The organism is Holdemania massiliensis (genome assembly GCF_022440805.1).
Lineage (GTDB): Bacteria > Bacillota_I > Bacilli_A > Erysipelotrichales > Erysipelotrichaceae > Holdemania > Holdemania massiliensis_A.
On record NZ_JAKNTK010000001.1, the window covers coordinates 1042700 to 1062833 of the forward strand.

Annotated in this window: 27 protein-coding genes, 2 tRNA genes and 1 riboswitch; of the genes, 21 read left to right on the forward strand and 8 right to left on the reverse strand. The window is 42.5% G+C overall.

Translation table 11 applies throughout. From position 1 onward, the window contains the following. Window positions 1–94: 94 nt before the first annotated feature. From MCG46_RS04690 to MCG46_RS04710, 5 genes are read left to right on the forward strand one after another with little or no spacing between them, the layout of a single operon-like run. Window positions 95–865, forward strand: coding sequence for a PTS mannose/fructose/sorbose/N-acetylgalactosamine transporter subunit IIC (locus MCG46_RS04690; RefSeq protein WP_240278097.1), 771 nt, complete (start codon window positions 95–97; stop codon window positions 863–865). Next, the gene (locus MCG46_RS04695; RefSeq protein ID WP_240278099.1) at window positions 866–1702 is read left to right on the forward strand and encodes a PTS system mannose/fructose/sorbose family transporter subunit IID; all 837 of its coding nucleotides are present in this window, start codon (window positions 866–868) and stop codon (window positions 1700–1702) included. A 12-nt stretch (window positions 1703–1714) separates the two neighbouring features. Then, window positions 1715–2197, forward strand: a complete 483-nt coding sequence (locus MCG46_RS04700) for a PTS system mannose/fructose/N-acetylgalactosamine-transporter subunit IIB (RefSeq protein ID WP_240278101.1) — start codon at window positions 1715–1717, stop codon at window positions 2195–2197. A gap of 20 nt (window positions 2198–2217) precedes the next feature. Further along, entirely contained in the window at window positions 2218–3306 is a 1089-nt protein-coding gene (locus MCG46_RS04705; protein WP_240278103.1) for an SIS domain-containing protein, read from the forward strand. Between the two features lie 11 nt (window positions 3307–3317). Next, a complete protein-coding gene (locus MCG46_RS04710; RefSeq protein WP_240278105.1) occupies window positions 3318–3752 on the forward strand; it encodes a PTS sugar transporter subunit IIA in 435 nt (144 codons plus the stop codon). 161 nt (window positions 3753–3913) lie between these two features. Here MCG46_RS04710 and MCG46_RS04715 read toward each other — a convergent pair whose 3' ends face one another. Further along, window positions 3914–4777, reverse strand: a complete 864-nt coding sequence (locus MCG46_RS04715) for an FRG domain-containing protein (protein ID WP_240278107.1) — start codon at window positions 4775–4777, stop codon at window positions 3914–3916. 336 nt (window positions 4778–5113) lie between these two features. Between MCG46_RS04715 and MCG46_RS04720 the strand changes: the two genes are divergently transcribed. From MCG46_RS04720 to MCG46_RS04755, 8 genes are all read left to right on the forward strand, one after another. After that, a tRNA-Arg gene (locus MCG46_RS04720) sits at window positions 5114–5190 on the forward strand. A 189-nt stretch (window positions 5191–5379) separates the two neighbouring features. Then, a complete protein-coding gene (locus tag MCG46_RS04725; protein ID WP_240278109.1) occupies window positions 5380–6588 on the forward strand; it encodes a class I SAM-dependent rRNA methyltransferase in 1209 nt (402 codons plus the stop codon). Window positions 6589–6665: 77 nt separating this feature from the next. Further along, window positions 6666–6923, forward strand: a complete 258-nt coding sequence (locus MCG46_RS04730; RefSeq protein WP_040451885.1) for a DUF3781 domain-containing protein — start codon at window positions 6666–6668, stop codon at window positions 6921–6923. A 308-nt stretch (window positions 6924–7231) separates the two neighbouring features. Beyond that, window positions 7232–7828 (forward strand): DUF6434 domain-containing protein, encoded by a 597-nt coding sequence (locus MCG46_RS04735; RefSeq protein ID WP_240278111.1) that lies wholly within the window; start codon window positions 7232–7234, stop codon window positions 7826–7828. Continuing rightward, window positions 7818–8285: a hypothetical protein gene (locus MCG46_RS04740; protein ID WP_240278113.1), complete on the forward strand. Its 468-nt coding sequence runs from the start codon at window positions 7818–7820 to the stop codon at window positions 8283–8285. The genes MCG46_RS04735 and MCG46_RS04740 overlap by 11 nt, the downstream gene beginning before the upstream one ends. Window positions 8286–8501: 216 nt before the next feature. Further along, the gene (locus tag MCG46_RS04745; RefSeq protein ID WP_240278115.1) at window positions 8502–9332 is read left to right on the forward strand and encodes an HAD family hydrolase; all 831 of its coding nucleotides are present in this window, start codon (window positions 8502–8504) and stop codon (window positions 9330–9332) included. 302 nt (window positions 9333–9634) lie between these two features. Then, a tRNA-Ala gene (locus MCG46_RS04750) sits at window positions 9635–9710 on the forward strand. A 237-nt stretch (window positions 9711–9947) separates the two neighbouring features. Continuing rightward, the gene (locus tag MCG46_RS04755) at window positions 9948–10544 is read left to right on the forward strand and encodes an O-methyltransferase (protein ID WP_240278117.1); all 597 of its coding nucleotides are present in this window, start codon (window positions 9948–9950) and stop codon (window positions 10542–10544) included. Window positions 10545–10806: 262 nt separating this feature from the next. Here MCG46_RS04755 and MCG46_RS04760 read toward each other — a convergent pair whose 3' ends face one another. The 6 genes from MCG46_RS04760 to MCG46_RS04785 all read right to left on the reverse strand — a co-directional run bounded on the left by MCG46_RS04760 (window position 10807) and on the right by MCG46_RS04785 (window position 16795). Continuing rightward, the gene (locus MCG46_RS04760; RefSeq protein ID WP_240278119.1) at window positions 10807–11574 is read right to left on the reverse strand and encodes a Cof-type HAD-IIB family hydrolase; all 768 of its coding nucleotides are present in this window, start codon (window positions 11572–11574) and stop codon (window positions 10807–10809) included. Window positions 11575–11742: 168 nt separating this feature from the next. Continuing rightward, window positions 11743–13377, reverse strand: a complete 1635-nt coding sequence (locus tag MCG46_RS04765) for a peptide ABC transporter substrate-binding protein (protein WP_240278121.1) — start codon at window positions 13375–13377, stop codon at window positions 11743–11745. Between the two features lie 76 nt (window positions 13378–13453). After that, a riboswitch (Lysine riboswitch) is annotated at window positions 13454–13624 on the reverse strand. Window positions 13625–13737: 113 nt separating this feature from the next. Then, on the reverse strand, window positions 13738–14040 hold the full coding sequence (locus MCG46_RS04770) for a hypothetical protein (protein ID WP_240278123.1): 303 nt from the start codon (window positions 14038–14040) through the stop codon (window positions 13738–13740). Window positions 14041–14111: 71 nt separating this feature from the next. Further along, complete coding sequence (locus MCG46_RS04775) at window positions 14112–15176, reverse strand: site-specific integrase (protein ID WP_240278125.1); 1065 nt, start codon at window positions 15174–15176, stop codon at window positions 14112–14114. Window positions 15177–15308: 132 nt separating this feature from the next. Further along, window positions 15309–16082 (reverse strand): hypothetical protein, encoded by a 774-nt coding sequence (locus MCG46_RS04780; RefSeq protein ID WP_240278127.1) that lies wholly within the window; start codon window positions 16080–16082, stop codon window positions 15309–15311. Then, a complete protein-coding gene (locus MCG46_RS04785) occupies window positions 16079–16795 on the reverse strand; it encodes an XRE family transcriptional regulator (RefSeq protein WP_240278128.1) in 717 nt (238 codons plus the stop codon). Before MCG46_RS04785 ends, MCG46_RS04780 begins: the two co-directional genes overlap by 4 nt. Before the next feature lie 148 nt (window positions 16796–16943). Here MCG46_RS04785 and MCG46_RS04790 point away from each other — a divergent pair, with 148 nt between their 5' ends. Continuing rightward, window positions 16944–17177, forward strand: coding sequence for a helix-turn-helix domain-containing protein (locus MCG46_RS04790; protein ID WP_240278130.1), 234 nt, complete (start codon window positions 16944–16946; stop codon window positions 17175–17177). Window positions 17178–17343: 166 nt separating this feature from the next. On the opposite strand, the gene MCG46_RS04795 is transcribed toward MCG46_RS04790, so the two are convergent. Continuing rightward, on the reverse strand, window positions 17344–17685 hold the full coding sequence (locus MCG46_RS04795) for a hypothetical protein (RefSeq protein ID WP_240278132.1): 342 nt from the start codon (window positions 17683–17685) through the stop codon (window positions 17344–17346). Window positions 17686–17803: 118 nt separating this feature from the next. On the opposite strand from MCG46_RS04795, the gene MCG46_RS04800 reads away from it, so the two are divergent. The 7 genes from MCG46_RS04800 (at window position 17804) to MCG46_RS04830 (ending at window position 20132) form a co-directional block, all read left to right on the forward strand. Beyond that, on the forward strand, window positions 17804–18307 hold the full coding sequence (locus tag MCG46_RS04800; protein ID WP_240278134.1) for a hypothetical protein: 504 nt from the start codon (window positions 17804–17806) through the stop codon (window positions 18305–18307). Between the two features lie 18 nt (window positions 18308–18325). Then, window positions 18326–18598: a hypothetical protein gene (locus tag MCG46_RS04805; RefSeq protein WP_240278135.1), complete on the forward strand. Its 273-nt coding sequence runs from the start codon at window positions 18326–18328 to the stop codon at window positions 18596–18598. A 66-nt stretch (window positions 18599–18664) separates the two neighbouring features. Then, on the forward strand, window positions 18665–18949 hold the full coding sequence (locus tag MCG46_RS04810; RefSeq protein ID WP_240278136.1) for a hypothetical protein: 285 nt from the start codon (window positions 18665–18667) through the stop codon (window positions 18947–18949). A gap of 94 nt (window positions 18950–19043) precedes the next feature. Continuing rightward, window positions 19044–19463, forward strand: a complete 420-nt coding sequence (locus MCG46_RS04815) for a glucosaminidase domain-containing protein (protein ID WP_240278137.1) — start codon at window positions 19044–19046, stop codon at window positions 19461–19463. 3 nt (window positions 19464–19466) lie between these two features. Further along, window positions 19467–19712, forward strand: coding sequence for a hypothetical protein (locus MCG46_RS04820; RefSeq protein ID WP_240278138.1), 246 nt, complete (start codon window positions 19467–19469; stop codon window positions 19710–19712). Continuing rightward, a complete protein-coding gene (locus tag MCG46_RS04825; RefSeq protein ID WP_240278146.1) occupies window positions 19705–19899 on the forward strand; it encodes a hypothetical protein in 195 nt (64 codons plus the stop codon). Before MCG46_RS04820 ends, MCG46_RS04825 begins: the two co-directional genes overlap by 8 nt. After that, the gene (locus MCG46_RS04830; protein WP_240278148.1) at window positions 19896–20132 is read left to right on the forward strand and encodes a hypothetical protein; all 237 of its coding nucleotides are present in this window, start codon (window positions 19896–19898) and stop codon (window positions 20130–20132) included. The genes MCG46_RS04825 and MCG46_RS04830 overlap by 4 nt, the downstream gene beginning before the upstream one ends. Window positions 20133–20134: the final 2 nt, after the last annotated feature.

The following is a 20134-nucleotide window of genomic DNA, read 5'->3' on the forward strand; positions in this document are numbered from 1 at the left end:
TGAAGGTGTATAAAATAATTAAGTGGTATAGTGACTATACCAGATGAATAAACTGGTATAGTTACAACAGTCTTGTGAGAAGGAGGAAAATGATATGTCTGCATTGCAAGCTGCTTTGATCGGCGTTGTCGCAGCCTTGTCCGTCTTAGAAGGCGGATGGCTGGGAGAATGCAAACTTCGCGAACCAGTTGTGACTGGTTTTCTGGTTGGTTTGATTTTGGGGAATGTCAAGGAAGGCTTAATTATCGGTGCACAGCTGGAACTGATCTGGATGGGGACAGCTTCGATAGGCCCGACTGCAGGTTTGAGCATTGGCACCGGCGGTACGATCGGAACTGCGATTGCCTTGTCAACGGGATCGGGAATTGAAGTTGCGATGGCTTTTGGCGTACCTGTTTCAATTTTGATGCAATTTCTGCAGACGCTGGTGGATACGGCTTATTCCGGACCCATGCATACCGTCGATAAACTGATCGATGAAGGCGGTAAGGATAAGCAGATTATCTGGATTCACTGGCTTTGCGGTATTCTGACATTCCTGATCTATCTTAGTCTGACCTTTGTCGCTTTATACTTCGGAAATGAAGCGATCAACGTTATTGTCAACAACCTCCCGGCGTGGATGACCAATGGTCTGAACGCAGTGGCGAAGGTATTGCCGGCCTTGGGCTTTGCTTTGCTGATGAATTTGTTATTGGAACAGGATTTGGTTCCTTATCTGATTATTGGCTTCGCCCTGACTGCCTGGTTAGGCATGTCGATGATCGGCGTAGCGGCTGTTTCTGTCGCGCTGGCCTGGATCATCTATCTGCTTAAACGCGACCAGCTGAATACAGCTAACCCATCAGAAGAGGAGGAACTGTAAATGAGTATGCCAATCACGACGCAGGACAATGCGCGCAAGCTGTCTAAAAAAGAATTCAATCAAATCTACTGGCGTTCCTTCACACTGTTGGGTTCCTTCAATTATGAACGCATGGAAGGTCTGGGTTTTCTGTATGCGATGATGCCGAGCTTAAGGCGGATTTGGAAGGATGATCCGGAAGGCTATAAAGCCGCGCTGCACCGGCATATTGCGGCCTTCAACATGACCGTTGCTCCATCCCCGTTTGTTATGGGCATCGCAGTGGCCATGGAAGAGCTGGCCCATGACGATGAAAACTTTGATGTAGAGTCCATCAATGCTGTCAAGGTTTCCCTGATGGGACCTCTGTCGGGGATCGGGGATACCTTCTTCTGGGGAATCTTCAAAGTCATCGCCTGTTCCTTAGGCGTCAGCTTCGCCAGTCAGGGCAGTGTTCTCGGTCCGATCGTGCTGCTTTTAGCCTTTAATATTCCGAACTTCCTAACCCGGTATTACTGCCTGAAAATCGGTTATAACAATGGCAGCAAACTGTTGGAAAACTTACAGCAGTCCGGCAAGATGCAGCTGTTTACCTATTGCGCCGGAATCGTTGGGGTTGCGGCTATCGGCTGTATGATCGCCGCCTGGATCGGTTTGGAATGTCCGATTGCATTCTCGATTGCCGGCAGTGAAGTCGTCGTTCAGCAATATCTTGATGAGATCTGCCCGCAGCTGCTTTCGCTGGGCGCAACGTTATTGATCTATCGATTGTTAAAAAAGAAAATCAGCATCATGAAACTGATTCTGATCATCGTCGCTGTTTCCTTTGTCTGCGGTGTGTTCGGAATCTTGGCGTAGGAGGATAGAAGTATGGCGATTGTTGAAGTCAGAATTGATGACCGGCTGATTCATGGGCAGGTCTGCGGTTATTGGGTGCCGCATCATAGTGTGGAAAAGATCGTTGTGATCGACGATAAGATCGCAAAAGATGAAATGCGGAAAACGGCGCTGAAATTCGGCTGTCCGGCAAAGGTCAAGCTGTCGATTCTGGATGCGCTGACGGCTTCAGATAAGCTGAAGCGCAATCTGGATAAGGGCAGCCGGGTGATGCTTTTAGCGGCAGGTCCTGAACCTTTGTTAAAAATGGTGGAGGACGGTTATCAAATTGAACAGATTACCGTCGGCAACCTGTCTGGGAAGCCGGGCTATCAACATGTAAAAAAGACGTTGTATCTGTCGGACGCGGACGTTGATAACTTTAAGCGGCTGGCCGATCATGGCGTCAAGCTTAAGGTCCAGATGGTGCCGGATGATGTGCCGGAGGATCTGGCTGAAATTGTTCGCAAACTGTAGAAAGGACATCTGAAGAAATTATGGAAAAACCAACAGTATTAGGCTATATGAAAGATCAGCCGCGGGCGCTGCGGGAAACCTTCCGCCGCCGTGCGGAATTCGTTGATCCTTTCCGGAAGTTGTTTGAGCAGCTGCCGATCAAAAAAGTCCTGTTTTTTGGTTCCGGAACTTCCTATAACGCCTCGCAGATCGCGGCTTATGAATTCAAACAGCTCTGCGGACTGGAGGCTCAGGGACATTATCCAACGGTATTTGCGCACTATGAAAAGGCGGATTGGACCGGGCTGTTAAAAAAAGAAGAAATTCTGTTTGTCGGCATCAGCCAGTCAGGGACCTCGATTTCTACCATTGAAGTGATGGAAAAGGCCCGCAGTGAAGGCTATCCTACTGTGGCACTGACAGAAAATCTGGATAGTGAGATTACTCACCATGTTGATCATGTTATCCATCTGCTGTGCGGCAAGGAAGAAACACCGCCGGAAACCCGCGGGTACACGGTAACACTGCTGCAGTTGTATTTGTGGGCGCTCAGCGCGGCAGAGGTGCGCGGCAAGCTGACAGAAAAGGAAGTTGAACAGGCCCTGGCGGAAACGGAAGCTTTCCTGAATCAGTTTGATCAGGTCATTGCGGAGAGTGAAGTCTGGTATGACCGCAATGCGACAACGATTGTCAACAGTGACCGTATCTATGTGCTGGGCTATGGCATTGATTATGGATCAGCGTTGGAAGGTATGTTAAAAATCGGCGAAATGCTGAGGCTGCCGACGATCGGTTATGAAATCGAAGAGTATTCGCATGGACCGACGATGGCAATCTCCCCGAAACAGACGATTCTGATGTTGGGATCGGATGAAGCGGAATGGAACCGCTGTCTGCAGTTCCGCGATGCTTTCCGCCGGTATACGGAGCGTGTCCACCTGATTACCGCGAAAGAAGCTCCGGCCGATCATCGGGATTTGGTATTCAGTGTGAAGGCCAATAAATACTTGGCTCCGATCATGCTGACGGTTCCTTTCCAGTTTGTTGCCGCCAAAGGTGCTAAGGACACCAACATTGATACCAATGAAAATCCGTTTAAGGAAGAACTGGCGCATCTGCCGGAAGCGTAAGGCAGATTGAGATGAGTACAGGAATTCTAGTGATGGGTCATGGTCATTTCGCAAGTGGGATAACCTCGGCACTGGAGCTGATCATGGGCCGACAAACAGACTATGAAGCCGTCGATTTTCCAGCGGATTCAGATAAGGTTGAACTTAGCCTACGGATGGAGCAGGCGCTGAAACGGCTGAAGGGAAATGATCAGATCCTCATTCTTACGGATCTGTTCAGCGGTACACCGTTCAATGTTGCCATGGAAAAGGTGACGGAACAGCCTGCGCTGAAATTGTATTACGGATTAAATCTGGGCATGTTAATGGAGCTTATCTCCCGACGGATGTTTCAGGCAGACGAATCGTTAACCGAGGGCTTAGCGGAAGTTGGTCAGCAGCAGGTCGGCTTATTTGATCCCCATTCTATGGAAGCTTACACAGAAGCCGGCGAAGACGAATTATAAGTCAGTACAGGGTTGTTCTCCAGCGGTAGAATAGTTTTCCTGCAGCGTGGATCCAGCCAATAAAGAAAGCGGATATTGAAGATGAAATAAAAGGAAAAAAAACATCGCGGACCGATTCATTGGAATCAGGTTATTGCGATGTTTTTTGATAGCGCTTCTCTTTATTTAGAAACGCTCTGATCCTGCAGGGCTTGAGAAACGATTGAATCGCAGAGGTTCTGCAAATCAGGGAACAGACGCTGTTTATTGTAACCCATGTTATCCAGAAAGCCGAGTGTTTCCAACCGTTCTCTGGCAGTCAGCTCAATTTGAATGCAGCTGGCCGTACCGCGGATTTCCCGAACTGAGTCTTCCGCTTCAATCGAAGAAGGAATGGAAAACAGACCAGCCTGGGCGATCAGGCGGGAATTGCTGGAGCTGCCGTTATAGATAATTAAGCCTTTGGGATTAGGGGTGTTGGATACGATATTCAGCTTATTCAGCGCGGCATTTCGTTCCTGAACTACAGTGAGAAATCGACTTTTGTCACGAATGAGGTCAAGAAAATCGGCATAGTCTTCTACGAATTCGTTGGAAATCGGATTCCATTTGCTTTGATTGTAGCTGCGATGAATGACAATCTGTTCCTTTAGGGGGAGAACAAACAACTCATAATACCCTTCCTCCGGCTGTTTGTTTTCAGCCAGCGCAAAGTATAGTGCTGTAAAGGGGTTATAAGTCCAGTCGATCAAGCGTGTTGGGATGCCGTAATGCTGAGCGCAGGCAACGTAATCCAGAGTTTCCATCGTGCCGGATAACAGATTGGAAGCTTGCTGACGAAACTGATGAAGCAGGGCGAATTCCTGTTCTTTTAAATTGATAAGAGTTTGCGTTGAGCGGTCATATTTGCGGCAGATGGAAGGCTTCAGCTCAGCTCTGCGGCTGATACCGCGAAAAATATACTGATCACTGCGGGTAAGCCGGATCAGATCATTGATTAGGGATTTGCTGCTGGTGTATTTCTCTTTAATCTGGGATTCACTCATAAATAAACCTCCGCAATTGGAAAAGCAGGATTCTGACTCTGTCTTTATCATAAATCGAGGAGAGATGACTGACAAGGAAAAGCGTTCAGAAATATGAAAATTGAACTTGCGCAATTCTTGAGTCCTTGCGGATCATGATTTCAGAATGGTTCTTTTTAACTTAAGCGCAAACTGAAAACAGAATCTTCTCCAGAGAGCAAATTTTTTTGGGATGTTTAAGTGCGGTGCGAGCGGTGAATTGTGGAAAGGCTAAGTGCAAACCTGCGGGAAAACGCTGCCTGCGCCCCAATAAACGCTTGACGAAATGCGCTTCCCATTGTAAAATAATAACGTTACGTGCCCATGGCGCAATTGGATAGCGCATTTGATTCCGATTCAAAAGGTTGCAGGTTCGAGTCCTGTTGGGCGCACCATTTTTTTTAAATAAATTTGGATGTTGAACCTGAAGTGAGTCATACTCGCTGTAAAGGAATCAAAAAATCCAAATTTTTTTGTTTGTTTTTTTCTATGAAGAATGGAATGAAACAAAGCGGTTGAGAATAGAAGTTTCTTACAAGCAGTAAAGATCGGTTATTCTGGCAGAAAGAAGATGAGGTTAAAAGATGAAACGGAATTATGCAAAAGTGATTATTACTGAAGAGGGCGAAAAATGGCTGGATAAAGGTCAGATGTGGATGTACCGCAATAACCTGGTCCGAATTGAAGGGCAGCCTGAAAATGGCGATCCTGTGGATATTGAAACCGAAAATAAGCGGTATCTGGGAACGGGTTTTTATTCGGAGTGCAGCCATATTGTAGTACGGCTCATCACTAAAAATCCGCACATTTGTATTGATCGGGAATTTTTTAAACAACGAATTCAGTTTGCTTATGATTTCAGAAAAACGGTGGAAGCTGAGAATTTAACCAATTGTCGTTTAATTTTTGGAGAAGCAGATCAGCTGCCGGGATTAACCGTAGATCGCTACAATGAGATCCTAGTCACTCAGATCAGCACCTTTGGCATGGAAAAGCTTAAGGCGATGATTTACGAGCTGCTGTTGGAAATTCTGCGTGAAGATGGGCAAAACATTCAAGGAATTTATGAACGGAATGACATTCAGGTTCGGTTAAAGGAAGGGCTGCCGATGGAAAAAGGATTTTGGGGCGGGATTTTCCTGCCGACGACCACGGTCATTGATGAAAATGGACTGAAGCTGAATGTTGACATTGAAAATGGTCAAAAGACCGGATATTTTTTGGATCAGAAATCCAACCGTGTTCTGCTGCGTCAGATGGCGCATGGTAAACGGGTACTTGACTGTTTCAGTCATACCGGGGGCTTTGCCTTAAATGCTGCTTATGGGAATGCGCAAACCGTGGTGGCTGTCGATGTATCACAGACAGCTCTGGATCAAGGCAAAGCGAATGCTGTACTTAATCATCTGGAAGAGAGAATACAGTTCGTCCAGGCGGATGTTTTTGCTTATCTGGATCAATGTGAAGCCGGGCAGTATGATATCATCGTCCTTGATCCACCCGCCTTTACGAAATCCCGCAAGACCATTCACCAAGCGTATAACGGTTATAAACGGATTAATTATCAGGCAATGAAACTGCTGCGAAATGGCGGATATTTGATCACATGCAGCTGTTCCCGATTCATGGAGATTGATCTTTTTGAAAAGATGCTGCGAGAAGCCGCCTGTGAAGCCAATGTCGTTTTGAAACAAGTTTCCGTTACGCAGCAAAATCATGATCATCCGATTCTGTGGACGATGGAAGAAACATCTTATCTTAAGTTCTATATATTTCAAATCATTCCAGCGTAATCGAATGGGAAAAAGAACAATTGTACTAAAATGGAACGTCTTAAGGATATCAAAATAGGAGGAGAAGAATCGTGAAAATGGATGTCAATGAGCTATTGAAGAATCTGGATCGCCTGCATACTACAGAGCTTGGGAATGAACGAATTCGCCGCAATTGCCAAATTCAGGATCAGGATGTTGTAGCTTGGTGCCGGACTAATATCGAGTCGGTGCAGGCCACGATCACACGGAAAGGGAAGAACTGGTATGCGGCAGCTGCAGGCTGTTTGATCACGATTAATGCTTCCAGCTATACGATTATTACAGCCCATCGTTTGAAAGAAAAGAAGAATTGAAAAATCCAGCCGTCTTTGCTTGTAGGACTTCGTTTTATTCGTTATAATGTTAACAAAGTAAGAATAAAAGAGAAAGTGGGGATTATCGTAATATGGGCTTAACGGAGTTTTTGATATCGTTTGCAGCAGTGATCCAAATAATTTTAAAGTATGCCTTGGATATCGTTGTCATTGTTCTGTTAATTATGATTTATCGTATTTTAAAAAAGAAATTGGGATAAAACCTGCTGACAGACATCCTGGCATGGTTATCAAATCTTGGCAGGATGATTTTTTTTAGTGCCTGTATGTAAAGGGAAAGAGATGAAATGAAGATGGAAAGACCAGCTTTGACACGATCGTTAGATGTAGAAACGTTCAGAAGTTTTTATTATTTGAAAGATGAATTAGTCCAATTTTGCCGTGATCATGGCTTGCCGGCAACCGGCGGTAAACTCGAAATAACTGAAAGAATTGCTCATTTCCTGGAAGGAAAACCGCTTCCTGCTCTGACCACGAGTAAGTCCGCTGCAAAGAAAAATTTCGAAGAATTGACTGAAACTACGCTGATTGAATCGCCATTTGTCTGCTCAGAAAAGCACCGAGCATTTTTTAAATCGAAGATCGGTTCGTCATTCTCATTTAATGTTGCGTTTCAAAAATGGCTGAAAACCCATTCAGGACAGACTTATGGCGACGCCCTTCAGGCGTATGCACAGATCCTGATTGAGAAAAAAACAAAGAAGACCGCGATTGATCAACAATTTGAGTATAACACTTATATTCGAGATTTTTTTGCGGATAATTCCGGCCGAACTCTGAAGGAAGCTATTTGCTGCTGGAAATGGAAGAAGGAACAGCCTGGACTTCATCGTTATGAAAAGCAGGATCTTATAGCGTTGGAGGAAATTCAAAATGAGTTCTGAGTCAGAAAACATAAAATTGGAGGCCGCACTGAAGGAAGTAACTTCAGCTGTCCGAAGGTGTGAAAAAATTAAGCCGAAGTTTGCCGAAGGAACTTCACAGCATAGTTTATTAAAGAATCGAATTCAGGCTTTGAGGATTGCGGAGTATCTGATGGAGCGGAAGTTGTATGGGGAACCGGCCGCTTCAAGCGAAAAGGAAGCGGCTTGTAGAGATTTTCTGCAAATCAAGACATCGGACAGGCCTATCTGTGAGGAATTAGAAAAGACCTTGGCGCCTATCCGATCCATTCAGCATAAATGCCAAGCTGGACAGAAAAAGCATGAGGTCAGCACAAAGATCTATCAGCAATTACAGAAACAGATCGATGCAATGATTCTGGCTGAAGATTTGATTCTAAATGAATGTTTTGGCATGAAATCTGCGCCATCAGTGAAAGAAGAACACCGCATGGAATAAGCTGCGGATGCGGACAGTCTGAGCTTATTTGGAAAGTTGAGGATCAGATTTGTCACAGGATCCGAAATTTTATAAAAGACAAGGGTCAGTTATGTGACCTTGAATTAGAAAAAAGACAGGAATTAACATGAAAGATGTCATTCCTGTACATTTTTCATAAAATTCTGCTAGAATGTTAAAGAAGTTGTTTTTTTATGAGAGTTAGGGGGGCATTGAATGATACAGGATTTTCATCTGGTGATTTGTGACATCGACAGCACCTTGATTACTTCGAATCGAATTTTAACAGAACATGCGATGGATGTCATTCGCCGATTTCATGCCCATGGTGTTTATTTTGGAATTGCCTCGGGACGTTCCATTGATCAGCAGCTGCATAAGCAGGCGAGAGATTGGGGCTTTGATTTTGATTTTGAAGTGCTGATTGGGATGAATGGATCTGAATTGTGGGATGGGATTCATCAGAAGCGTTTTGATTATTATAAGCTGAAAAAAGAATGGATTCGGGAAATCTTGGAATTGATGGCTCCGTTTAACTTGAATCCGTTTATGTACGTAAAAGATAAAATGATGTGTCTGCGCGTGGATGAGGCTACAGAGCGTTCATCTAAGAAAAATCGCACTGATATTCTTGTTGTTGATGATCTTTCTGAGTTTTATGCAGAAGAAAATGCAAAGATTATGTTTCGGACGACTGAGGAAGAAATGGAAGGCATCGAGGATTATGTTAGGCAGCACCCTTCTCCTCATTTCAAGGCATTTAAAACTCAGACGACCATGTTGGAATTCACAGATCAGCGTGTTTCTAAAGCTGTGGCATTGAAAGCCTTCTGTGAAATGAACAAGCTGCCGTTAGAACAAGTAATTTCATTTGGCGATATGAGTAATGACAACGAAATGTTGGAATGCAGCGGCTGGGGCGTATGTATGGCCAATGGCAGTGAAGATACGAAAGCCATTGCGGATGATATAACCGAATTGACAAATGATGAAGACGGTTTTGCGGAATATATGGAAAAGCATTTTTTAAAGCCTCGCGGCTGGTGAGGAAACCCGCCAACAAGGACAGGAAAAATAGGGTGAGAGTCGAGCGTGGAAGGTATCGAGTAATAAAAATATTTGTGAACGCTTATGGTACGTCGAAGTTGAAATAAAAAAATAAAGCTTATCGGTTTTAAGACTTTAAGTTTATAAGATTAGAGCTTTGGTTTCACAGAAAAGTATTTAAACTGGAATCGGTGTTCGTGGAAAACCGCAAAAAGTGGGAGTAATAAAATTCGCTGGATCGTATTCTTTTTATGATTAGGACTTGAAATCTTTCTTTCAATTTGTTAATATTTATAAGCAATGGGGTTGTAGCTCACCTGGGAGAGCGCTACACTGGCAGTGTAGAGGTAGTCGGTTCGAGCCCGATCAGCTCCACCATTTGAAAAAATAAGGATATCCGCTGATCGGGAAACCGTGATTACGGATACTTTTTTTTATGAATAGACCAACATTACCCTTTTATAATACCGGCTGGCAGATCTATGAATTTGACGATTGTTCTAATCAGGCGTATTCTTAAAGAAAAGATAAGAATACAGGAGGCAGGTTATGCAAGCAAAATGGACCGAGAATGATTTGTTTCTTTTCCAGCATCTGATTCAGGAGGATGCCGATTTGGAAAATGCTTTAGAACAAAGTCATAAGAATCAGTTTCCGGAACATGAAGTGTCAAAAACTCAAGGAATGCTTTTATCTATTCTGATTAGAATGAGTAAGTCAAAACGAGTTTTGGAATTAGGGATGCTTGCGGGATACAGCACAATCTGGATGGCGAAGGCGATTCCTGATGATGGAGTTGTTGTCAGTTTGGAGAGCGAACTGGATAAATACGAATTAGCTTCTAAGAATATTCTCTGTGCAGGTTTGCAGGATCGTGTAGATTTGATTTGTGGGCCGGCTGTACAATCCTTGCAGAAACTAATTGATGCCGAAGCCGAGCCCTTTGATTTCATCTTTATTGATGCGGATAAGCCGAATAATCCACTTTATTTACGGTTGTGCCTGCAGTTGAGCCATCCGGGTACTGTTATTTTTGGAGATAATGTTATCCGCGACGGAGAACTTTGCAATACAGAAAACAAAGATCCGAAAGTGATGGGAGTCAGACAATACATTCAGGATTTAGGGGTGTCTGAACATTTAGATTCCACAGCTATCCAAACGGTAGGCATCAAGGGCTATGATGGATTTGCCCTGACATTCGTCAAGTAAGAAATAATATAGGAATAAGAAATTAGAAAGTTTGCAAGCAGTGTCAGATTTCTAGTGTTTTAGGATACGGTTAACCTGCAGATCGAGTGGTTCATGAAAAAACTCTTCCTTAAAATCTGATCAAAAAAGCAGATCAGTCGGGAAGAGTTTTCTTCATGTTGATTTAAGTGTTTTCGATGAATTCGGGCAGAAATAACCTTGACCAGAGAATCAGATCAAGCGAACCTTTAATTCTATTCCCCCTCGGCAGCATGGCTGGTTTTTAGTCAGAAATCAAAAGATGATTGACAATCCAATCCGCAACCCCATCTTTATCATTGGAAAGGGCAAGATCGTCGGCATAGGTTTTTAAATCATCCGAGGCATTATCCATCACAACTGCCCAGCCGGCAGCTTTAAGAATATCCAGATCGTTGTAATCATCGCCAAAAGCGATGACTTCAGATAAGGAAACGTCCAAATGGCGGCACAGGTCATGAAGTCCGGTCAGTTTGGAAACTTTATTGTTTAAAATCGCAAAATAATTCGGATCCTTGGCATTGTCAACCAGTTTGCAATGATAAGCTTCAAGGTCTAATTTTCGCATTAATTCTGGATGCTGACTGACAACTGAAATTTTGGCAATTTCAAAGGGTTCAATGGCAGCATAATCAGTATACTCATGGACATGATCACCGGTAACTAAACTACGGTTATTGGTCAGAATAACATCCGGATATGTGACGTTAACATAAGTGTCAGGCAGAGCTAATAATAGACGGATTAATCGTTCAGCGTTATCCGGATCTACACCGTATTCACTGAGAGTCTGATTGTGATATATTGTTTTCGCTCCATTTAATGAAATAATGCCATCTGCCTCAATCGCTTCCATATATTCTTGGGCCCGCGACAAAGCTCGGCCAGTTGCAATGATGACTTTGTGGTCGGTCTTTGTTTTCAGCTGGTGGAATACATCCTGCGTTGCCGTAGAAATTGTTTTGTCTGTATGAAGCAGAGTTTGATCGAGATCGATCGCCAATACTTTCATGAGTATTTCCTCCCTTTGGATTCCATGTTCATTATAACATTAAAAGTGGATAAAGAAGGCTAAGATCAATTTAAAGACGATGAAAAAAAACGCTTAAAAGAAAAACAAAGAAAAAGCTGAAAGCATTACGATGAATAACTCTTTCAGCCTTTTTTAGAATAAGCTTGTTTATGCAGTCTCTGATTGAACTGTACAGTGACCGTAGAATGGTGTTAGGCCCCACATTTCAACGCCTTGGATAGCCGTACTCTTCAGCGCCGGCGTGTTGTAATTGAACAATGGAATTAAATAAACATTTTCTTCAATCAGATAGCGTTCCGCTGCATGCAGGGCATTCATGTATTCTGCATGATCAGCAAGATAGCCGGCTTCATCGACCATCTTGTCATAAACTGGATCATCAACGGAAGCGATGATCTGCTGACCAGTTGTCCACAGATTGAGGAACTGCGAAGGGTCATCGCCGGCACTGTAGCCATAGCGTGATGTTTCAAAATCACCATTGTCAACCTGATTGTAGAAGACACCGGATTCAACAACCTGCAGTTCGCAGTCGATGCCGATACTCCCCCACATCTGCTGCAGAATTTGCGCTACATCAGCATGCAACTGGCTCTGCGAATATTTGTAAACAATTTTTAGCGGGTTGTTTTCATCATATCCAGCCTTGGCTAATAATGCCTTAGCTTCTTCAAGGTTGTATTCCAGATATTTTTCTCTTGCGTCCTGTTCCAAACGGAAGTCGTCTTCTGCCCCGGCTAAGCCCACAGGGACATAGCCATGCAATACACGATAGTACTCTTCACTGCCAACCGCGCTGACCAGGGCTTCCTTATCAATACTCAGAGCTAAAGCTCGGCGAACATCAACATTTTTCAGATAATCAGGACCAGTAGATCCAGAATTCAGGGCAATGAAGTAACTGGAAATTTGCGGAATCTGCCAGATTTCATCTGCATTTGGATAACCCTCAGCAATCGTTGCGGTAATGTTGAGCGCCATATCAATTTCCTTGTTTTTAAAGGCCAGGGACTGAGCGTCTGAATCAGACATCACTAAGAATGTAATGCGCGGCATGGTGATGCTTTCAGCATTATAGTAGTTCTCATTCTTAACCACAACGGCTTTTTCATTTTCGTTGCATTCTTCCAAAGTATATGGACCGACTGTTGGATAACCTGGCTTAAAGGCCCATAACGATTCATGTGCATCAGCAACATCCGAACGCAGCGGACGCCAGACATAGTTGGTCAGCATTTGTGGGAACCAGGCACAGGGTTTGATCAAAGTAAGAATCAGCGTCTGATCATCCGGTGTGCTGACACCTTCAATTTCAATCTGCGTCGGATCCAGATCCATATTGCTGGCAATTTCTTCAGCCCCTGCCAAATAGGTCATCGGATAGTAAATGGACCAGGAATTGTCTGCACCATAGGTTAAGTTACGCAGAATTCCATATTTGAAATCGCCAGAAGTCAGCGGCTCACCATCACTCCAGACAACACCCTCCCGTAAGGTGAAGGTATAGGTCAAGCCGTCTTCAGATACGGTGTAATCTTGACATAAATCGTAGACGATATTGTTGTCATCATCTTGATGAAACAACCCGGCTGTCAGATGCCGCAGAACATAGTCATTGACAGTTTCTTGGGTCAATCCCGGATCTAAGGTCGTGATTTGCCCCCCGATGGCGACGATCAGACCATCTTTTGGATCATGGTTTCCCTGTGCTGAGTTTTGTGTAGAACAGGCTGTGGTAAGCAGCAGCATAACGGCACACAGAAGGGTAAGAACTTTCTTCATCATTTTTTCCTCCTCAGAAATGAATCTGACAAACAAAAACCGCGTACTATTACATACGCGGTAAATTCACCGTTATCTATGCAATAGCGCCTCTTCATTGAATGAAGGAGTGCTGCGGGTATTCCCTGCAGCCCCATAATCAACTTTTGCCAAAGCTGATTATTCGGCGGTGGTTGCCTTTCGGGAAAGATTATCGCCTGCCGGCTCCTTCTCTCTACTCATCTGCACCGCTACCTCTACATGTTTTTGTTGTATGTTATAAGTCTATCTGTTATTTGAGAAATGTCAAGAGTTTTAAGAAAATTTCCATGCAACAAAAATGAAAGTTTCCATTTTCAATGAAAAACAATGCATTTCTTTTCAGAGCTGGCTTGGTTTGAGGGAAAAAGCCTGTGCGGAAACACTGAATAAGGGGGCTGATGCTGAAACATTAATTTCTGGAAATGGCTGATAAGAAGCTGATAAATAAAAAAATTCTGCAATAAGGACTTCATCAACAACGACAGAGTAAGGACAGAAATGCCGACGGATATGTTCGTCGCTTTTCGTCTTTTTTTCGTCTTTTTTAATAAGAGCAATAAAAAAGCCCTTTGTTAAGGGCTTAAATCGCAATGGAGCAGATGAGCGGAAACGTTTGATCGTGATTTTTGAGTTTTGAATCATCGGAAAGCCCTTTGTTTAAAGGCTTTTTGATACTTTCCGTAAATATAGATTTTGAAAAATCATGCCACGGATCATGCCACAGATTCTTTTAATTCTTCTAATTTATCCACTAATTCGTCGGCGTTTTTTTCTAATAGGTGAGTGTAAACTTTTAATGTCATATTGATGTCACTGTGGCCGAGTCTTTTGGATACCGCAACGATATTAACGTCATTATTGATCAGAATTGTAGCATGGCTATGGCGGAGATCGTGGATGCGGATTTTTTTGAGCGAGTGTCCATCAGCATTGGCTGCAGCAATGGCATTATCAAAGGCACGCTGTATTGTAGTAATTCCTAATGGTTCAAAATCCCCGAATAAATAGGGCCCATCTTTAGACATGAGCGGTTTCAATATCTCAAGGGTATATTTATCCAGCTTGATCTTTCGCACGCTAGACGCTGTCTTAGGAGCTCTCATACCCTGTTTGTTATGCTTAATGGTTTTGTCGATCGTTACCCATCCATTTTTGATATCTGATTTTAAGACTGCCTTACCTTCTGATCGGCGGCAGCCGGTGTAAAATAGAAAGGTGAAGTAAGCGCGAATGGTATAATTTTTGACGTAAGATGCAAAGAGATTGAATTCTTCAATTGTCCAGGTCTGCATCTCTTTTTTGTCTGCGGCAGTCGCACGGAAGGGCTCAATGATTTTTGCGAAATCTGGTGTGTCGTAATATTTATATCCGAAAGTAGACACGGAACGCACAAAGGAAATGACATTGTTTTTTGTGCGGGTGGCTAACTTTTTTTCTGCGAGCTCGTTTCTCCACTTTAAAACGTCTTTCGGCTTAATCTGGTTCAATGGCATATCCATAAAAGCAGATGCGTAAGTTTTTGATAGATGTCGCTTGCTTCGTTTTGTTTCTTCGTTGGCAGATGTTCTGCTTTTCAAATATTCCTCCATCATAATCCCAAAGGTAGCCGAGGACTGAACTTCCTGATTGTTTGCACGGATTTCTGCTTCCCATGCTTGAGCTTCTCTTTTCAGCTCGAATCCTCGCTTTTTCTTTGTGATTAGCTTGCCAGTGAGTGGATCGCGCAGCTGCACCTGTGCAAACCAAGTACCGCGCTCTTTATCTTTGTGAACGCTCATTGTTTTTGCCCTCCTATTTTGATATAATGAGCGCATAGTAAAGGGCATGACGGGCTAAGTCATTTTTACTATGCTGAGCGGTGTTACCAGCACCAGCTCTATATTTCTCGGAGTTACCAGCTCCGGGATTTTTTATTTTGGTCTAATAGATTCAACTAAAAACTCGCATTTATATGATCTATACTCTGGAGTGTCTTCTTCTATTTTAGTATTTATTATAAATGAAACAATATATGAATCATCTTGCTTATGGCCATATATACTTTCATAATGCAGAGAAAAAGTTAAATTAAAAGATTTTGGGATATCTGTCATTAAGCAAGGGGGTATATTTTCAAATGCTTGTATTTTATAGAACATATAGGATGATAAAGACGTAATAGGTATATCCAATGTTGATCTTGCAGGAATGTCAGGAATATTTAATCCCTTCTTAAAAATTGGATCAGAGAATACATTGTTCTGAAACCCAAAGTCTATACCAGATATTTGAACCTTTATAGCAGTAAAATTACTAACATTAGAAATCTTGATTTTTGCACAATAAGGAATATGTCCGATAGCGGATGACATGTAATTTCTCAATATATTAATTCTAATAGGCGACATAGAAATTGGAACTGCGTTAGGGATAATATTCTCAATCTCAAGAGTTAAGATAGGTTTGTATTCCAATTTCATTTTTATGTCACGCTCATCCTCTTGCTTTTTTATAGTCCACCAGACACCATAGATGGCTAAAAAACCACCAATTATTGATCCACCATATCCAACTATAGCAATTCCTATATTTATAGGTATGATTCCTGGAATTAAAGGACAATCCCATAAAAAGATTATAGGAACTATTAATACTAGGAATAATGCTTCTAGACAAAAAGTTTTATTTTCTTTAATAAATCTCATTTCATTACACCGATAACTTTTCCGACGCAGCGGAAGTCACTATATTCTGATGGGATGATATCTGAATATTTTTTATTGTGCGAAATCAATCGATCTTCTCCAAATTCCTTAACATAAGACTGACCGTCGATAACGAAAATCCCAATTTCACTAATATTTACACAATCTGTATGCTGTACAAGTAGTTTATCTCCGTCGGAAAATGTAGGCTCCATTGAATCACCATCAACATTTATCACGTAATCTGATTTACGGTTTTTAGGTGTGTCAGGAAGCATGATTTCTGACGCGTCCATTCCGTCAATCAGGTACTCACCGTACCCTGCCGATGCACCTTGAGAATAGTAGACTCTTGGAATATAAGCCATAGGTTCCTCGGCAATTTCAGCCTCATAGTTGCATCGCTCATATTCTATATCTAGCACAGAGCTAACTACTTTCTTTCCGTACCTATCGAGTGTACGGAGTTTTTTTATGTGTTCCTGCTCTGAGATAGACAACGAAATTTGTTTATTGCTTTCCCAGCCTAATAAATAATTGGCATCTACATCCAGCAGATCACATAATTCAAAAAGTGTATCTGCATCGGGTTTGTTATCACCGCGTTCCCAGTTTGAAACTACATTCTTACTTTTGCCAATTAAAGTAGCAAGTTCCTCTTGCTTAAATCCTTTTTTTATTCGAGCTTCTTTTAAATTGCTTGCCAGTGACACAAAATCACCTCCTAATTGGATAATATCACAAAAATAACTGGATTGAAATATTTTAATCACAAAAATTCTGTATTTTTCATTGACTGAACAGAATATCTGTGTTAATGTTTTTGTGTACAGAAAAACTGTACTAGAAAGGAAAGATATTATGAAAGTCTGTGATAGATTAAAGTTGTATATCGACAAAAGTGGGTTAAAACAAAAGGTTATTGCAGAGAAATCTGGTTTCTCAGAGAACCAAATGAGCCAAATGCTAAATGATAAAAGAAGTATAAGCGCAGATGAACTAGAAATTATCTGTAATGCTATGGGGACTTCACCTAATGAAATCTACAACATGCGTCCTGATGAATTCGCTTCAAATGAAAAGAGGCTAGCATAAAGGAGGGGGAAAATGAAAAAATGGAAAAAAAAGTTCTTTAGTGAAATTAGTTTGTTTTGGAAAAATTTTGTCTCTTTGCTTTTTACAGATTATCAGTTTCAGATAAGCTTTAGCCTTAGCTTTATTTCGTTAATCTTTTCATTGATCGTGCTAATCTTCATATTTATTAAAAAAATGTAAAATACAGCGATATTGCTGAGATAAGCATGGCAATGATCGAAATAATAACGGGGATCCAAAATTTTATCCACTCATTTCTTTTATTTGAAAAGTAATCTTTTCCAAAGCTAGTAAGGCCGTAAACTGGATTTGTTCCAACGAACTGATTTCCAATAGTCACTGCATTAGTAAATTGTTTGTAACAAAGTTTAATATCAACAAGGTAATCCAATTCGGCGTGAAGTTGATCTTCTTTAAGATTCAAAGCATCCGCAATTTCTTGAGATGACTTTGACTCATCTTTTAGTTGTTTGATAAGTTGTTTCATTAATTTTTTCTCATGATTCATAACTACACCTCTTGATTTAATTATATCAAGAAAATCTGATACAGTCGTCCTTAATGTAACACCAAATGATTTATTCAAGGCTGATTGATTTTTTGGAAGAAAGGTTGTGAAGACATAGATGGAGGAATACATACTTTATCCTAAATTTGTAAAAAGGACATCGTCTATTGATCATCTACTTGCAAATAATGAGGTAGAAGCTACGAATGAAGAACTCTGTATGAAAGAATCGCCTTATTATTACGATCTGAAAATTCCATCTGTTCGACGTGAAGATCTTTTAGAAATTCACGGAATTTTAAATAGTAGTTACTGTTCTGTCCATGACGGACTGGTGAGAATCTATTTACGAAAGCGGTTTTTTACGAAACAAACTGTTTTTGTTCATTTTTTAAAAAGTAGCAAAAGAATGACCGAGAGAAGAAAGGAGGGTGGGAAGATGGATGAACTAAAAAAACTTGCCGTACCACTGCAAGAATGGCTGGCAAGTAATTATGATCCAATGTGCTGCATTGTGGTGCAGGCTGATCGAGTTGAAGTGCTTAGAGCTGAAATGTCAATCCCAGAAGAAAATGAAGTAGAAATTTACGAACGTTGGATTAACGAGCCGTTTAGAAAGTGAGGTGAGAAAGTGACCCGCATGGAAATACTCTCCCAGTATTATGTAACGCAAACAGACATCCAGAAGCTCCTGCAGATGACTCATAAGAAAGCCAAAAAGATCTATGAGAAGGTTAGTGAAATGGAGAATCAGGAGCTGGGAGAGTTTCGAGCGCACGACAACAAGGTTGCGCTGAAAAAAGTGCTGAAATGCCTGAAGATTGACTACAACTTCCTAGTTCGGCAATGCCAGCTGGAAGAACAAAAAAAGGAACCCTCGGCGAGCTTGGCGGCAACCGAGAGTTCGAGATGATCGCATTGGTTTGAGATCATCTCTATTTTATCACAGGCCATCGAGCTTGTGAAGGAAGGAGAAATAATGCTTAAAGAAGAACTAGAATCGTTGATCGGTCAACCGGTTACTGGCGATCAGTATAATCTGATAAATCATGTTTATATGTGGCACCCTGCAGATTTAGAGAAGCAGGATGTCGCAAATCTCTGGGGAATTGGCAAGCTTGAAATATTTAAAGAGCTGGAGCCAGCTGCAGACAAAGCATGCGAGATAAAAATGAAGATTGGGGAATTAAAACGACTGATAGGAGTTGCAGAATCAGATTACGATTCCTTCAAAGCGAGGTACATGAATAATGCGCAAGATTAGACGCCCTGCTCTGGTCATCCTAACGGCTGCGGTGACAGCCGGCGTGACGCTCAATTTGCCATCAGCTGAGGCCGAGGCACCCGCACTCCAGCCGGTGACAGTGGTCGAGCTTTATCAGCCTGATGAGCCAGCTTATACATCCGATATGGACGTTAGCTGGCATGAGTGGCAGCCGATCGGTAAGGCAGCCGGGGTGGTCCCAGTCGCACTCTTGGATCTGGCAGAGGAGTACAACATCAACCCGGTCTATGCGGCTGCGGTGTTTGTGCTAGAGACAGACTGGGGCAGCTCATCGGCGTGGCTCAATAATCACAATCCAGCCGGCATCCGGTGCGGTGATCGATACTGCAAATACGGCACGGCCACGGATGGCCTGCGGCGCATGATGGAGATCATGGCTGACTACTACACAAACGGCCTGACTACGGTAGCGCAACAGCGATCGCTGTGGTCTGAGACTGAGGATACAGAGCAAATTGTCCAGCTGATGATCCAGCTGGCGGAAGGGAAATAAAAAATGAATGCAATTATGCGTCAACTGTACAGCATGTGGAGCCTGGAACATATGAATCGTGATGAAGCATATGATCAAGCTTGGGAAAAGTACGAAAAGTTATTGGATACCTATTTCAAGGATGAATCGCCAAAAACCAAGTTAAGCGATGGGACTACAGAGATAGCTGCAGTTATAGAGAAAATAGCTTTTGAAGCTGGCTTGAGAATGGGTATCAACCTGATGGCAGAAGGAGATAACAATGGATAAACTCATCATCGTCAAAACAAAGAAGAAACAAAGCAGCACGGCCTGGAAGCCAGTGCTGGTGCCACCGGAGACTTATGAGCGGATCAACAGTCTCGCTGAGGAGGTCAACATGGTCAAGGGTGATTTGGTAACCCGGATGATTGACTACGCGTTGGAACATCTCGAGATTCAGGAGGAGCAAGTATGACCAATATCTTATCGGCGCTGCATGAGACCTATCTCTATGGTGGAGGCTGCCAGATGGATAGCGAACACCTGTCCGAACTTATGGAAAAGATTGATGATCTGCAAGATACCATCGAGGATCTGTCTCTAAATAATGCAGATCTGATTGATCACAACATTAGACTGCAAAAAGAAAATGACGAGCTGAGATCGCAGATCGATCACTTACAAAAGCAGCTCGATTACGAGAAATAGGA